The organism is Collinsella bouchesdurhonensis, from assembly GCF_900155365.1.
In the GTDB taxonomy this organism is placed as follows: domain Bacteria; phylum Actinomycetota; class Coriobacteriia; order Coriobacteriales; family Coriobacteriaceae; genus Collinsella; species Collinsella bouchesdurhonensis.
This window is the reverse complement of the sequence record NZ_LT699739.1, coordinates 562,060-575,340: the sequence shown is the minus strand read 5'-3', so window position 1 is coordinate 575,340 and position 13,281 is coordinate 562,060. Positions and strand designations below refer to the sequence as shown.

The window sequence follows — 13,281 nt, the reverse complement described above, 5'->3', positions numbered from 1 at the left end:
ATTTGAATGTATGAACACTCGCTCATATGACTTTGCGAATGAAGGCCGCAGTGACTGCGGCCTTGCTGGTGCGTGGGCTAGAGAATGATTTCGCAGTCAGGTTCTGCTTCGGCGGTGAACTCAACCACGCGGTCGAGCACTTCCTCGAACTCGTTGTCTTCGGCCTCGAGGGTAAGTTTTTGTGTCATAAAGTTCACGGAGACGGACTTGACGCCTTCGAGCTGGGTGAGCTCGTCTTGGAGCTCGCGAGCGCAGTTAGCGCAGTCGATTTCGTCGAGCTTGAAGGACTTTTTCATGATGGGTTCCTTTCCTGTGCTGGCGGCATAGATGCGGGCCGCGTTGTTGCCTTGCCGGATTGTTATTCGCAAATATGGCTCATGCCTTGATTGAGCATGGTGTAGACGTGATCGTCTGCGAGTGAGTAGAGGATGTTTCGGCCGTCGCGACGAAATTTAACCAGGTGGGAGCTCTTAAGCGTGCGCAGCTGATGGGAGACGGCCGATTGGGACGTTTGTGTGGCATCGGCAATATCGGCTACGCACAGCTCGCGGCCCATGAGGGTATAGAGAATCTTGATGCGCGTAGTGTCGCTAAAGACCTTGAAGAGGTCTGCAAGGTCGTAGAGCAACTCCTCGTCGGGAAGGTCTTCGGGAGAGCAAGTTGCTGCAAGGGGAGCGTCATATCCGTTGGGGCCGCTTATGAGCTCCGGGGGTTGTTCGTTCATGGCAACATCCTTTCATATGAACATGCGCTCATATTTTCTAGTAATTATTATATGAATGTATGCTCATATGTCAATGGAATTTCGCTGAGCACTTCTTTGTTTGGTTGAAAGCAATGGCGGACGGGGTGAGATTGCCGCCGTTGAGGTATCGAGACTGTGGTAGGTGGTCGGGAACTGTGCAAAATTTAATGTATTCAGCATAGGGGTTGGGATTTTTGTCATGTCGAAAGGTCTAAATGGGCAAAATGAACGCAATACTCCACAGATGTTGAAATATTATCTGAGCAGAGCGTCCAATAGACCCGCTTGGAACAAGGCAAATAGACCTAACGACTGAATACTTTGATTTTTGCACGGTACCAGAGCGTCTATTCCTTTATTTGAGTTCGATACCGGCTCCAAACACTTTGCCATCGGGCGCGGGGCCACGTGCGTTGTCTGCGCGAGGCGTTTGATGCTCGAATGTCTGCATGTCGTCAATTTCTGGAACGGTATTGATTAACGGATCGTCAAGGACTCCATCAAGCAGGGCTTTTTCGTAGTCAATCCGGTTTCGCTCTTCACGGTCGCGCCGGATTTTCTCCTCGAGCCGTTTCTTTTCCTCGAGATGTCTTCGAAGTACGAACTTTCTCAGCTCCTCCTGTTTAGCTTTAAAGTTCTTTGGGAGGCGCGAGGGACGAATGCCTTCTTTTCGTTGAATTACTTCCATGACCCGGGCAAACGGCTCGGCATGCATAAATGAGTGCCTGCTGATGGTGACAATTCCATAGCCCATCGCTGCAAGTGCGTTTTTGCGCTCTTCATCGATAGCGCGATTTTCTTCCGTATCGTGATGAAAGCCGTTGTATTCGATGTCGACGCGAGAACGTTTGAGGTACGCGTCCATGTAGAACTTCGTTCGTCTTGTGAGGCCTTTCGCGACGTTGGCGACCTTGATCTCGTAGTCGGTTTCGAGGGCCCTTATCCCCAGGCCGCCTTCGTTTTTTGGCATCGTGAGCATCATGACAAAGGCTGTTTCCATGGGCGAACGGCAGCCGTCCCGTATGCACTTGATGGCCTTCCGTGCCGGAATGAGTCCATCGCAAGCAGAAAGCGTATTGAAGAAATGTTTGAGCCGTGCGGTCGTTGTGAGGGCTGGCCTTTCGCTGTACGAGGTTGTTGAGCCCGTCTTCAGGGAATAGGCCCCGCACAATTCAAAGTAGTATTCAACAAGCTTGCGAAAGGGCAGATAGGTTGCGGCTTGAAGGGCACACAGCTCAACTCCGACTATCGAGATGTCGTCGGTGAGCTTGACGAATCGAGAGCTCGAGAATCGTTTTGTCGAGACGTGGGTTCGGCAGCCTGTAAGATTACGCATACCGTTGCGCTCGAAGACCATTGTCTCAATGGGGGCGTTTTCGTCCGCTTCTACATTGTGGATAGCGAGCCATCTTAACGCATCATCAACAAGCTTTCTGCTTGGATGCGACTTGAAGATAGCGGCATCGCTACAGGGCTCGATGCCGCTGCGTGCAATCGAGTGGACGGTTTGATAGACCGCTCTTGCCGTGGTATGTGACAAAACGATTCCCATATATCGATGATGCCATAAGCCAGGACTTCCGCCTGCGAAAATATGACATCCGAGCTTTGTACGTTGCGGGTTACGTGGCGTGTCTGAGCTCTATGGGCAAAGGGCCGGATGCGACACGCTCGCGGCAACTGGTCGCATCCGGCTGATTAAGCTATTTGGCGAAAAGGTTTTTCTCGTTGAACTCCGCTTGCACCGTGCGAAGCATGAGGTCGGTGTCGTCGAGACCCAGATGCTGTTCGACTTCGCCCGTTCCGAGCGTGCCGCGGCGGCGTGCCCAATTCTCAAGCGCGGCAGGGGAGCTCTCGCGCGGGAGGGTCTTTACCTCGCCATCGAGTCTGCGGCAGATTTCGCGCGAGTCGATGATGACGATTTTGCCCTCACGACGCGCCTCGGCATAGCCCTCAAGATGCAGCTTGAACCAGGAGTCCTCGAAGGCGGCGTTGTGCGCCATATAGGGGTACTTTTTCATGAGTTTGAGAATCTGCTTCTGCAGCGCCTTGTTTTCGCGAAAGGGTGTTTTGTTGTCGATATCTTCCCAGGTGATGTGATGAATTTCGGTGAGTGGAACACCGGACTCGCGGTAGATCTCGGGCAGGCCGCAATAGTGGGCCTCGGCATCGTGCGGGGTCGCATCGCTCGTGAGCTCCATGATCTCCCAGCCCACGTTGATGATATAGCCGCGTTCGGGCGCGCGCCCGGTCGTTTCGATATCGATGCCGAGCACCGTGCCCTGGATGGGCTTGCGCGTGAAAGCGACGCCAAGCGCCTCGCGGTCTCCGTGGATCTCGCGCATGACGGCAGAGGCGCTGCGACGCTGCATCTTGCCGATGGCGGCGCAGGTGTCTGCGTCGGACAGGCTGCGAGCAAGCATGGAGGATGGCTTGTTGCGCAGTCGTGTTTCGCCCACGTGATCGCATAGCTCGCGATTGCGATCGGCGAGGTCTACGATCACGTCGTAGCCGAAGGATGGCTCGGGATTTGTGTTCCATTCGTCAACAAGGGCTTTGAGCGCTTCTTCACTGCGCAGACGTTCGGATTCGACCATTTCGTAGCCGCCGCCGAAGATGAACATGGGAATAAACGGTTGCATCGAGTATTCAAGTGCCTGTTGAGTATTCATTGCTACACCTTTCGCTGTGTGGAAATAGAGGTTTGCTGCTTGCCTCAGTTTACCAATGGAAACTTTTATGTTGAACTATCATCTTCAGTACAATAGATTAATTTAAGCCTTGGAACTCAAAATCTTGGTAAAGCCATCGATGGGAGCACGCACTGCATGGATTTGATTGCGGATATCGTATTGGACGCCGGCAAGGATACGCTGGCTTTGGTTCCGTTTTTGTTCGTGACGTATCTGGCGCTCGAATTGTTGGAGCACGTGGCGGGAGAGCGTGTTAACAACACGATTCGTCGCGCGGGAACGGCCGGCCCTGCTGTGGGCGCCTTGCTGGGAATCTTTCCGCAATGCGGCTTTTCCGCCATGGCGGCGACGCTCTACGCTGGGCGCATTGTGACGCTGGGAACGTTGGTGGCGGTGTTTCTTTCTACGTCCGATGAGATGCTACCCATGCTCATGGCCGAGCACATGCCCCTGAAAAGCATGACAACCATTTTGGCTATCAAGATGCTCGTGGCGCTTATTACGGGATTTTTGATTGACACGGCTGTGCGCGCTTTGCGCAAAAATGCACGTGTCCATGCGGCGCTGCGCCAAACCGTGCTTGGGGCAGCCGTGAATCCAAGCCATGTGAACTGCGGTCATGGCGACCATAGCGAAGGCGATATCGTCGATGAGGTTTTCGAGGCGGGCGTGAGCGCCGAGCACATCCACGAGCTGTGCGAACGTGATCACTGCGGCTGCGAGGAGCACGTGGAACACCACCATCGTCGCGATAGCGATTCGATGCGCGAGCATTCTTGCGCCCACGAGCATGGGCACGCTCATGAACATACCCATGACAATGAGCACATGCTGTCTTCGATCGTACGGAGCGCGCTTTCTCATACTGTGCAGGTGAGCATCTTCATTTTCTTGGTGACGCTCGTGCTGGTGGGCATCTTGGATACCGTAGGCGAGCCGGTGCTCGAGCGGGTGCTGCGCGGTAACGAGACACTTGCGGTGTTTGCATCTGCTTTGGTGGGCCTCATTCCCAACTGCTCGGCGAGCGTGGTTATCACGCAGCTCTATCTCGAGGGCGTGCTGACGCTTGCCCCCATGCTTGCAGGCACGCTCATCTCTGCCGGCGTGGGTTACCTGGTGCTGTTCCGCACCAATCGCTCGGTACGCGAAAACATGGTCATCATCGTCATGCTCTATGGCATCGGCGTCGTGTGGGGATTGCTCTTTACGGCGTTGGGGCTCTAGGCGGTATTGAGCTCCGGTCCAGGGTTCACGCCACCTTGCAATCTCGGGTGCCAGCTATTTGCGGAGCAGCTCGATAAGGTTGTGGCGAAAGCGCGTTCGGTCTGAGCCTTTAAATGGCTCTGGCCCGCGCGTGCGTCCTCCGGCGCGACGTACCTTTTTCTCTTCGTGACGAATAAAAAGCTGCATGTCGATGGTCGCTTTGTCATACACGCGGCCTCGCACTCCGATGGCTGCCGCTCCGCGGCCCAGCACCATGCTGGCAAGGCCGATGTCCTGGGTCACCACGATGTCGTTTGGCAAAAGACGCTCTACGATGGCGAAATCTGCGCTGTCCGCTCCGATTGAGACATCGAGCACATCGACCCAAAAGCCATCGTGGCTGGCGTCTCGACCGCGCGCTTTTTCGCGTGAGCGTGGATCGCCATGGCGTATGTGCCGCTCGAGGTTTTGCGTCGTATTGCCTACGATGACGACAGGCGTGCAGGCGTCGCGGGCGCAAGCAAGGGCAACGCTTGTGACGGGGCAGGCGTCGGCGTCGATAAATAGGACTCGACCGCGCGGGGGAGCTGCATCCTCTTCGTCCCGCATGTCATATTTCTCATCTGACTCGGAATCTTCCGGAGTGTTCTTGCTGGGGTTAATTGGCTCCATTTCATCGTTGCGGACAAGGGGGTTATCAAAAGCGGCCATTTGGGACACGTTCTCTTTGTTCATGTTCTCTCCGTTCGTATCGTGCACTCTCATTGTACGCTGTCGTGAAGACGCTTCTGCGGCGGTACAATGGCGCGAAGTCGCTAACGAAAGGAGACTCCTATGGCAGAGAACGAGAACGTTTCCGTGCAGGCAGCGTCCGCGCGAGACGAATATGGTCTTGTCCAGATGGCCAACCTTGTTGCTTCGTGTCGGAGCTTTCGCCGCTTTGATGAGGGTCGGCGTGTGCCGGAGGGGTTCTTGCTCGAGTTGGTTGATATGGCCCGCCTGTGCGCTAACGGCGCAAATCGGCAGCTGCTGCGCTTTCGCGTTGTGAGCGATCCTGCGGCATGCGACGCCGTGTTCGCCGAGCTTGCTTGGGCAGGTTACTTCAAGGATTGGGCTGGTCCTGCAGCAGGAGAGCGTCCCACCGGTTACGTGGTCATTGCTGCCGAGCGCAGCGCTGCGGGGAAGTCTACCGCGCCCATCGTCGAGGTCGATTGCGGTATCGCCGCGCAGACCATGATGCTTGCCGCTCGTTCGGCCGCGCCCTCTTATGCAGGTTGTATGCTTAGAGCGTTTACGCCGCGTCTGATAGATGTGCTGGGCCTCGATGCCAAGCGCTATGAGCTCAAGCTCGTCTGTGCTTTTGGCCTTCCTGCCGAGGAGGTGCGTCTGGAGCCGCTTTCCGCCTCGCCGGATGGCTCCATCAAATACTGGCGCGATGATGCCGGGGTGCACCATGTGCCCAAGCGTTCGCTTGAGGATGTTTTGATCTAGCGCAATTGTCGTCCGCTGCCCCTATTGCCCCTCGGAGGAATTATGACCAACGACCTGTATCTTGTTCGCCATGGCCAGACCCTGTTCAATCGCAAGAAGATGATTTCGGGCTGGACCGATTCTCCGCTCACCGAGCTGGGCCTCGAGCAGGCACGCCGTGCCGGTGCGTTTTTGCGCCATCGGGGCCTCGTGTTCGATCATGCCTACACCTCGACGCTTACGCGCACGCATGTGACTACCCAGGCCGTCATGCCCGGTATCGAGTTTGAGCAGCGAGCCGGTATTCGTGAATGGTTTTTTGGCGAGTACGAAGGCGAGCGTATCTCCTTGATGCCCCAACGTCCCTGGGGTGATTACTTTGCGCACTTCGGTGGCGAATCGCAACAGGAGGTTCGCGATCGCATGATGGCGACGTTGAGCGAGGCCATGGAAGTGCCGGCAAGCAGATGCGTCCTCGCTGTTTCGCATGGATCGGCCATCAAAGAGTTTCACGATGCGGTGCTGGGCGACGCTGCCGACCTGCTCAAGCCGGTACCCGGCAATGCCTCTACCATGCATTTTACCTATAAGGACGGTGTCTTCACACTGCAAGAGATTTTCACGCAGGAAGATTATGCACGCGAGTTGGGTGTCGAGCCACTTTAGGTGCGATTGCGGTGCCCTCTCGGGCAAGAAGTGATGGCGCACACTTCGCTCGGTGTTCGAGGCGACTTTGTGCTGCCGATATAGCGCGTTTGGGTCCGTTATAAAATGCTACTGCAATAAAACAATTCGAAATAGGTACCCTTATTTGCTTTGGCGAAGTAGAAGACGGTTTTGGACAAGAAAACCCCAGGATTCAGAGGTGTTAAAACCGTTGCTACTTGCAAAAATCGAAACAGGGTACCTATTTCGATGAGTTTTGAAAAACAACCCCTCTGTTGCAGCCCGAGCATTCATGTTACGGGCGAGGATAGCGCTTTCAAATACGGGATGTTGTCAGGAGAATTATGGGGGGGGGTTGCGTCGCCCGCGCCTGCGGAGGCCGTGAATGGCTCAAATAAAGATTGAGCCGCAACAGGGGGGCTGGCCCCGGAATTCCTTCGGAGTCAGTCCCCTTGTTGCGGCTCAACGAGGCGAATTGCTACAGTTTGGCGATCTGATGTGCAAGAAATCCGACGGGCATGGCCGGCAGAGCGGTTTTGGCTCCATCGGTGGGATAGAGCGCTAGCAAGACATAGTTAAAGGGCTCGCGTCCGGTGAAATTGCCTGCCGCTTGCGCCTTGGCGCGGGCGGTCTCGGCGTGGTTGACCATCGAAGCGAGGACGCCGGAAGAGACGTCGCTCGCGGAGGGAATCTGCTGCACCATGGTGCGTATCGCCTCGACAGCTTCGGTGCGACCGATATGCCAGATGCGGTGACGCGCTCCCGCAGGATCGTAGAGATCGTACAGGGGCGCGCCCTGTTGTGCGGCAGAAAGAATCACGTCTAATACCGGTTGACGCTTGTAGGTAACCGGTGCAGGCGTGCACTGAAGGGCGGGACATGCACCGGACGGCGCCGCCTCAACGCTCTGCGCGACATCGCATGCGAGCGATTCCAGGGCGCAGATGCCAATGAGCGCCGTTTGGCAGGCGCCGTTCGCTGCCGTGTTTTCGTACAGGTAATACGAGGGGCGCGCGTCCTTAAGCAAAACCCCCGCCTCCTGCGCCTGCAAGATGGAACCGGCTGATGCCAATGTATCGATCGGTTGGGAAAGGACCTCGATAACGTGGCCCTCAGCCGGGCGAAGACAGGGAAATGGCAGGACGTTCATGGTAGTTAGGAACGCTTTTCTGCTTTGCAGCCGCACTTGGGGCAGGTGATGAGAATGCGGCCTTTACCGCGCGGGACAGAGAGAATCTGGCCACAGTTCTTGCAGCGGAAGTACATCGTGGTCTTGCGGTTGACGAGCATCTTCTTGGCGGTGCGGCCGGCGCGCGCCATGCGCTCGGCTCCATGCTTGAACGGCAGCTTGTCAAAGAAGCCGTCGAGGGCGGGCGCCTTGGAGGTGAGCTGGCGGAACTGATCATTCTCGCGCTCGCGGGCGGGGAAATTCTTGGAGATGGCGCGCACGATGGCAAGCACGATAACGATGATGGCAATCCAGGTGAACAGGCCAACCTTTAGGAGCGCACCCAGCAAGGCGATGATTACGCCCAAGGCGCCGAGCGCACAAGAAAGATCGTCAACGCCGTAGCGATCATCCATAAAATGCTTCAGCTTGTTCAAGAAATCCTGCATGAAATACTCCCCGTCGAGATGCTAATCGTTAAAAGAATACTCACAGTTTTACCCACATGCAACGCGAAAAGTGCAGTTTCCCGCACATCCCCGTACCGAGAGAAGCGAGAGGGTCGTTATTTGGTGAGTTTTTCGATAACACGGCCGATCTCGTCGAGCTTTTGAGTCTTTTGCGCCTCGCTGCCATCTTCCAGAGCGCTGCGCACGCAGCCTTCGACATGTGCTTTGAGCACGTCGGCGTTGATGCGTGCGATGAGCGACTGCGTGGCCATGAGCTGAGTGGAGATGTCGATGCAGTAGCGATCTTCATCGACCATCTTCATGATGCCGTCAATCTGGCCGCGGGCGGTCTTGAGCAGGCGCGCTATCTTGTCGTGGTCTGCCACCATAGTTGTGCCTACGCTGTCTCGATGGAGACGACGGCAAAGCTCTCGCTTGCGCCTTCGATGGCGGCAGCGAGGGACTCGGGCGTCGTGTCCTGCGTGCACTCGACCTCGACGGTATTGGTCTCGTGGTCGGCGTCGGCATCGGTTACGCCGGCGACCTTGAGCAGTGCCGCCTCGACGGAGGCGTCGCAATGTCCGCAGTGCAGGCCGCGAGTCTTGATCTGGTACTTCATGGTTGGTCCTTTCTTAGATGTCTAACAGATATATTAGCAACTGCGCGAGCGAAATCGGCGCAGGCGCAGCGCGTTGGTGACCACACAGACGCTCGAGAGGCTCATGGCAGCGGCGCCGAACATGGGAGAGAGCTGCCATCCCAAAAGCGGATAAAGCACGCCTGCCGCCAGGGGAATGCCCAGGGAGTTGTAAAAGAGCGCCCAAAACAGGTCTTGCTTGATATTGCGGATAACCGCGCGCGAAAGCTCGAGGGCACGCGCCACGTCGGCAAGGTCGCTGTGCATGAGGATTACGTCCGCACCCTCTTTGGCAATGTCGGCGCCGGCTCCAATGGCCAGGCCCACATCGGCGCGGGCGAGAGCGGGGGAGTCGTTGATGCCGTCTCCCACCATGGCAACGCGGTGGCCGGCCCGTTGCAGCTCGTGCACATGGCGCTCTTTGTCGGCAGGCATGACGCCTGCAATCACGGCTGCGCTGTCGATTCCCACGCTGCGTGCAATCGCCTGGGCGGTGACGGCATTGTCGCCGGTGAGCATCACGGAGCGGATGCCCAGGTTCGTGAGCGCCCTGATCGCCTCCGGGCTCGTGGGCTTCACTTCGTCGGCGACGGCGATGATGCCCACGAGCTCACCGTTTTTGGCAAAGAGCAGCGGCGTTTTGCCCTGCGCGGAGAGCGTGACGAGGGTCTCGTTGCTGTAGGCGATGCCCAGGCTGTCCATGAGTCGAGCGTTGCCGGCGGCGATGACATTTTGTCCCTCGTGCGCCGTGACGCCTTGTCCGGGGATGGCGCGGAAGTCCTTGACGCTGCGGGCAACGATGCCCATCTCGTCGGCTCGCTCCATGATGGCTTCGGCCAGGGGATGCTCGCTGCCGCGTTCGAGGGCGCAGGCGAGCTTCATCAGCTGCTTTTGGGTCATGGCGCTGCCGTCGCTGCGCACCTGGGGCAGGATGTCGACGACGGCGGGCTTGCCGCGCGTGATCGTGCCGGTTTTGTCGAGCACGACAGTGTCAACCTTTTGGAGCGTCTCGAGCGCTTCGGCATTTTTAAAGAGCACGCCCATTTCGGCGCCGCGGCCGGTGCCCACCATGATGGCCACGGGCGTGGCGAGGCCGAGCGCGCAGGGGCAGCTGATTACCAGGACGGCGACGCTTGCGGTGAGCGCCTGCGTGATGCTGCCGCCCGCGGCGAGCCATACGATAAACGCGACGGCAGCGATACCCAGCACCACGGGCACAAAGACGCCCGCCACTTTGTCGGCCAGGCGCGCAATGGGCGCCTTCGTGGCGTTGGCATCCTCGACCAGCTGAATGATCTTTGACAGATTGGTGTCGGAGCCCACACGTGTGGCGCGCAAATCAAACGAGCCCGTGCGGTTGATGGTGGCGGCATATACGGTGTCGCCCACCGTTTTTTCCTGCGGGATGGACTCTCCGGTGAGGGCGCTTTCATCTACGGCGGTGGATCCTTCGACCACGACGCCGTCGACGGGGATGGATTCACCGGGCTTGACGCGCAAAATCTGGCCCACCTGGATAAGTGCGGCGTCGACGACGCTCTCGCTGCCGTCCGGGCTCACAAGATGAGCCTGTTTGGGGGCGAGGTCGATAAGCCCCTCGATGGCGCTGCCCGTCTTTGACTTGCTGCGGCACTCCAAGTACTTGCCTACGGTGACAAGTGTGAGGATGGTGCCCGCGCTTTCGAAGTACAGGTTGTCCATGGCAGTCATCATGGCCATGTGCACCTGGGCACGGGCGAGTTGGTCGGCCATGACAAAGAGCGCGTAGACCGACCAGGCCACGCTCGCCGTGGCGCCGATGGCGATAAGCGCGTCCATGGTGGGGGCGCGGTGCGCAAGGGATTTGAAGCCGTTGATAAAGTAGGCGCGGTTCATATAGAGGATGGGGAGCAGAAGCATGAGCTCGGTGAGGGCGAGCGTCATGGAGTGCGCGTGGTCGGCAAACACTGCGGGCAGTGGCCAGCCGAGCATGTGGCCCATGCCTAAGTAGAACAGCGGGATGAGAAAGACAATGGAGGCGATCAGGCGCGTCTTCATGGCGCGGGCCGCCGCATCGAACTTTTTGGTAGGGGATTCCATGGGCGTTGCGCCTGTGGGGGCAGAGGTTCCAGCGGCGCCGGTGCCCGCGGCAGTTATCGGCGCCGCGCTGTAGCCGGCGCGATCGACGGCACTGCATATGGCGTCTGCGTCACAGGCGGCGTCGTTGTAATCGACGGCCATCGAGCCCGAGAGCAAATTGACCGAAACGCTCGACACACCGGGAACGTTTTCCACGGTGCGCTCCACGTGCGCCTGGCACGCGGCGCACGTCATGCCTCCTACGTCGAATTTCTGATGAGTCATGGACGACGGCTTCCTTTCTATTGCTGCATGCGTGTGTCTCCAGACGAAGACAGCTGCATTCGAGGTGGCCCCTCTTGATAGATCAACCATACCCCCACCCCCCGGGGGTGTCAACGAGAGAAAGTCAAATTTGCTTGCATGTATTCTCCTCGTTAGCACCGTTTGCAGCCTCGTGCTCATCCGCCTGCCGAAAACATGGGGTTCGGGTGTGGACAAGCGAAAGCCGTGCGGCATGTCGCAGGTGCGACTTATACTTCACTGTTGGCGAAACCTGCTCCATCGTCCATTAGCGCACGCTGTTATTCCACTCGCTTATCGCGCGCGGACGATTCGCCCCATGCGAACCCATCCTTTTCGCATGGTGTCATTGCAATCCATATCAACACTCACGAGCGCGGTCGCGAACCGGCTTATGTTTGCGTGCGCCGCGAGAGAACGGATATATCTTCATGCCTTCTACTATCGTTGAAGAAACGAACGAGAACCTGCCTGCCGAGGAAGAGGCGACGGTCCGCTTTGCCGACTTGGGCCTTTCCGATGCCGTGATGCAAGCCGTCGTCGACATGGGCTACGAGACCCCCACGCCCGTGCAGGCGGCCTCTATCCCTGAGGTTCTTGCTGGTCGCGACATCTTGGCCGCGGCACAGACGGGCACCGGCAAAACGGCGGCCTTCCTGCTCCCCACCATGTCTAAGCTGGGCCATGTGGTGCCTCCCGCAAAGAAGGGCGATCGCGGCCGTCGTCGCCGCAACGCCGCGCGCGGCCGTGGTCCGCTGATGCTCGTCATCACTCCCACGCGCGAGCTTGCCCAGCAGATCGACGAGGTTTGCACCACCGTCGCCAAGCGCACGGGTCATACGGCCGTGACCGTCGTGGGCGGCTTGAGCTACGGTCCGCAAAAGCAAGCCCTTGCTCGCGGTTGCGACATTCTGGTGGCGACGCCGGGGCGCCTGGTGGACCTGATCGAGCAGGGCGCAGCCAACCTCGACGAGGTGGGCGTGCTTGTCCTGGACGAGGCCGATCGCATGCTTGACATGGGCTTTTTGCCTCAGGTACGCACCATCGTGAGCAAGTGCCGCGAGGAGCGTCAGACGCTCCTGTTCTCGGCTACGCTTGACGAGGAGCGCGTGGGCGCCATTACCGACCTGGTCCACGAGCCCGCTCGTGTGGAGATCGCTCCGGTTACTTCCACGGCAGATACCGTCGACCAGTACGTGGTGCCCGTCTCTATGGACGAGAAGAACGCTCTTCTGGCCGAGGTCCTCAAGAAGGAGGGTCCCGAGCGCGTGATCGTCTTCGTGCGCACCAAGCGTCGCGCCGACACCTGCGTGCGCCGTCTTGCGCGCAGCGGCTTTAAGTGCGAGGCCATCCATGGTGACCGCAGCCAGGGCCAGCGCCAGCGCGCCCTCGCCGCATTCCGCGATGGTCGCGTTCAGGTTCTCGTGGCAACGGATGTTCTCGCGCGCGGCATCGATGTCTCTGACGTGCGCTACGTTGTCAACTTCGATGTTCCCGAGGAACCTACCGACTACATCCACCGCATTGGCCGTACGGGCCGTGCCGGTGAGGAAGGCTGGTCGCTCACTTTCGTGACCAAGGCGGACATCGCTGAGTTCTTTGACATTGAGGCTCTGATGGGCAAGACCGCCGACATGTACGATGCAACCGGGCTGACCCTTGGTACCGACCTGCCGCGCATCAACCCCGATCGCGTGCCCGCCGATCATGCTGCGACCAAAAACGAGCGCAAGCGCCGCAAACAAAAGGAAAAGCGTCGCGAGAATGCTGCTAAGCGCGCTGCCGCCAAGCGCGGCGATGGCAATCGCCCCGCTCGTCCTAAGCGCGCCGGCAAAGCGCGCGTACGCGCCGATGAGGCTACGGGGGCTGTGGAGGCTGAGACCGCGCTT

General features: G+C 58.3%; 13 protein-coding genes and 1 pseudogene. 4 read left to right on the top strand and 10 right to left on the bottom strand.

The window, feature by feature from the left end; genetic code table 11:
- Positions 1–77 precede the first annotated feature (77 nt).
- From BQ9843_RS04560 to BQ9843_RS04545, 4 genes are all read right to left on the bottom strand, one after another.
- On the bottom strand, positions 78–296 hold the full coding sequence (locus BQ9843_RS04560; RefSeq protein WP_075844050.1) for a cation transporter: 219 nt from the start codon (positions 294–296) through the stop codon (positions 78–80).
- 62 nt (positions 297–358) lie between these two features.
- Positions 359–724 (bottom strand): ArsR/SmtB family transcription factor, encoded by a 366-nt coding sequence (locus BQ9843_RS04555; protein ID WP_083647916.1) that lies wholly within the window; start codon positions 722–724, stop codon positions 359–361.
- A gap of 376 nt (positions 725–1,100) precedes the next feature.
- Positions 1,101–2,297: a hypothetical protein gene (locus tag BQ9843_RS04550; protein ID WP_075844049.1), complete on the bottom strand. Its 1,197-nt coding sequence runs from the start codon at positions 2,295–2,297 to the stop codon at positions 1,101–1,103.
- Positions 2,298–2,448: 151 nt separating this feature from the next.
- Positions 2,449–3,417 carry a 3'-5' exonuclease gene (locus BQ9843_RS04545; RefSeq protein ID WP_022386241.1) on the bottom strand — a complete coding sequence of 323 codons (969 nt, stop codon included), beginning with the start codon at positions 3,415–3,417 and terminating at the stop codon, positions 2,449–2,451.
- 156 nt (positions 3,418–3,573) lie between these two features.
- Between BQ9843_RS04545 and BQ9843_RS04540 the strand changes: the two genes are divergently transcribed.
- A complete protein-coding gene (locus tag BQ9843_RS04540; protein WP_075844048.1) occupies positions 3,574–4,662 on the top strand; it encodes a putative manganese transporter in 1,089 nt (362 codons plus the stop codon).
- Between the two features lie 54 nt (positions 4,663–4,716).
- Here the strand turns inward: BQ9843_RS04540 and BQ9843_RS04535 are convergent, their stop codons facing one another.
- On the bottom strand, positions 4,717–5,376 hold the full coding sequence (locus tag BQ9843_RS04535; protein WP_230205583.1) for a YaiI/YqxD family protein: 660 nt from the start codon (positions 5,374–5,376) through the stop codon (positions 4,717–4,719).
- Between the two features lie 99 nt (positions 5,377–5,475).
- Here BQ9843_RS04535 and BQ9843_RS04530 point away from each other — a divergent pair, with 99 nt between their 5' ends.
- Positions 5,476–6,132 (top strand): nitroreductase family protein, encoded by a 657-nt coding sequence (locus BQ9843_RS04530; RefSeq protein WP_230205582.1) that lies wholly within the window; start codon positions 5,476–5,478, stop codon positions 6,130–6,132.
- 42 nt (positions 6,133–6,174) lie between these two features.
- Entirely contained in the window at positions 6,175–6,777 is a 603-nt protein-coding gene (locus tag BQ9843_RS04525; protein WP_075844047.1) for a histidine phosphatase family protein, read from the top strand.
- A 478-nt stretch (positions 6,778–7,255) separates the two neighbouring features.
- On the opposite strand, the gene BQ9843_RS04520 is transcribed toward BQ9843_RS04525, so the two are convergent.
- The 5 genes from BQ9843_RS04520 to BQ9843_RS04500 all read right to left on the bottom strand — a co-directional run bounded on the left by BQ9843_RS04520 (position 7,256) and on the right by BQ9843_RS04500 (position 11,374).
- Positions 7,256–7,927 carry a DUF1015 family protein gene (locus tag BQ9843_RS04520; RefSeq protein WP_075844046.1) on the bottom strand — a complete coding sequence of 224 codons (672 nt, stop codon included), beginning with the start codon at positions 7,925–7,927 and terminating at the stop codon, positions 7,256–7,258.
- A gap of 5 nt (positions 7,928–7,932) precedes the next feature.
- Positions 7,933–8,394, bottom strand: coding sequence for a hypothetical protein (locus BQ9843_RS04515; protein WP_075844045.1), 462 nt, complete (start codon positions 8,392–8,394; stop codon positions 7,933–7,935).
- 116 nt (positions 8,395–8,510) lie between these two features.
- Positions 8,511–8,783 (bottom strand): metal-sensing transcriptional repressor, encoded by a 273-nt coding sequence (locus BQ9843_RS04510; protein WP_075844044.1) that lies wholly within the window; start codon positions 8,781–8,783, stop codon positions 8,511–8,513.
- Positions 8,784–8,791: 8 nt separating this feature from the next.
- Complete coding sequence (locus BQ9843_RS04505; RefSeq protein ID WP_075844043.1) at positions 8,792–9,013, bottom strand: heavy-metal-associated domain-containing protein; 222 nt, start codon at positions 9,011–9,013, stop codon at positions 8,792–8,794.
- Positions 9,014–9,046: 33 nt separating this feature from the next.
- Positions 9,047–11,374, bottom strand: coding sequence for a heavy metal translocating P-type ATPase (locus BQ9843_RS04500; protein WP_075844042.1), 2,328 nt, complete (start codon positions 11,372–11,374; stop codon positions 9,047–9,049).
- 449 nt (positions 11,375–11,823) lie between these two features.
- Between BQ9843_RS04500 and BQ9843_RS09000 the strand changes: the two are divergent.
- Positions 11,824–12,879 (top strand): annotated as a pseudogene (locus BQ9843_RS09000) (DEAD/DEAH box helicase); the annotation flags it as partial.
- Between the last annotated feature and the right edge of the window lie 402 nt (positions 12,880–13,281).

Bases quoted from the DNA above. Each gene is read 5' to 3' on its own strand.
- BQ9843_RS04560 (WP_075844050.1), bottom strand. From the start codon at position 296: ATGAAAAAGTCCTTCAAGCTCGACGAAATCGACTGCGCTAACTGCGCT.
- BQ9843_RS04555 (WP_083647916.1), bottom strand. From the start codon at position 724: ATGAACGAACAACCCCCGGAGCTCATAAGCGGCCCCAACGGATATGAC.
- BQ9843_RS04550 (WP_075844049.1), bottom strand. From the start codon at position 2,297: ATGGGAATCGTTTTGTCACATACCACGGCAAGAGCGGTCTATCAAACC.
- BQ9843_RS04545 (WP_022386241.1), bottom strand. From the start codon at position 3,417: ATGAATACTCAACAGGCACTTGAATACTCGATGCAACCGTTTATTCCC.
- BQ9843_RS04540 (WP_075844048.1), top strand. From the start codon at position 3,574: ATGGATTTGATTGCGGATATCGTATTGGACGCCGGCAAGGATACGCTG.
- BQ9843_RS04535 (WP_230205583.1), bottom strand. From the start codon at position 5,376: ATGAACAAAGAGAACGTGTCCCAAATGGCCGCTTTTGATAACCCCCTT.
- BQ9843_RS04530 (WP_230205582.1), top strand. From the start codon at position 5,476: ATGGCAGAGAACGAGAACGTTTCCGTGCAGGCAGCGTCCGCGCGAGAC.
- BQ9843_RS04525 (WP_075844047.1), top strand. From the start codon at position 6,175: ATGACCAACGACCTGTATCTTGTTCGCCATGGCCAGACCCTGTTCAAT.
- BQ9843_RS04520 (WP_075844046.1), bottom strand. From the start codon at position 7,927: ATGAACGTCCTGCCATTTCCCTGTCTTCGCCCGGCTGAGGGCCACGTT.
- BQ9843_RS04515 (WP_075844045.1), bottom strand. From the start codon at position 8,394: ATGCAGGATTTCTTGAACAAGCTGAAGCATTTTATGGATGATCGCTAC.
- BQ9843_RS04510 (WP_075844044.1), bottom strand. From the start codon at position 8,783: ATGGTGGCAGACCACGACAAGATAGCGCGCCTGCTCAAGACCGCCCGC.
- BQ9843_RS04505 (WP_075844043.1), bottom strand. From the start codon at position 9,013: ATGAAGTACCAGATCAAGACTCGCGGCCTGCACTGCGGACATTGCGAC.
- BQ9843_RS04500 (WP_075844042.1), bottom strand. From the start codon at position 11,374: ATGACTCATCAGAAATTCGACGTAGGAGGCATGACGTGCGCCGCGTGC.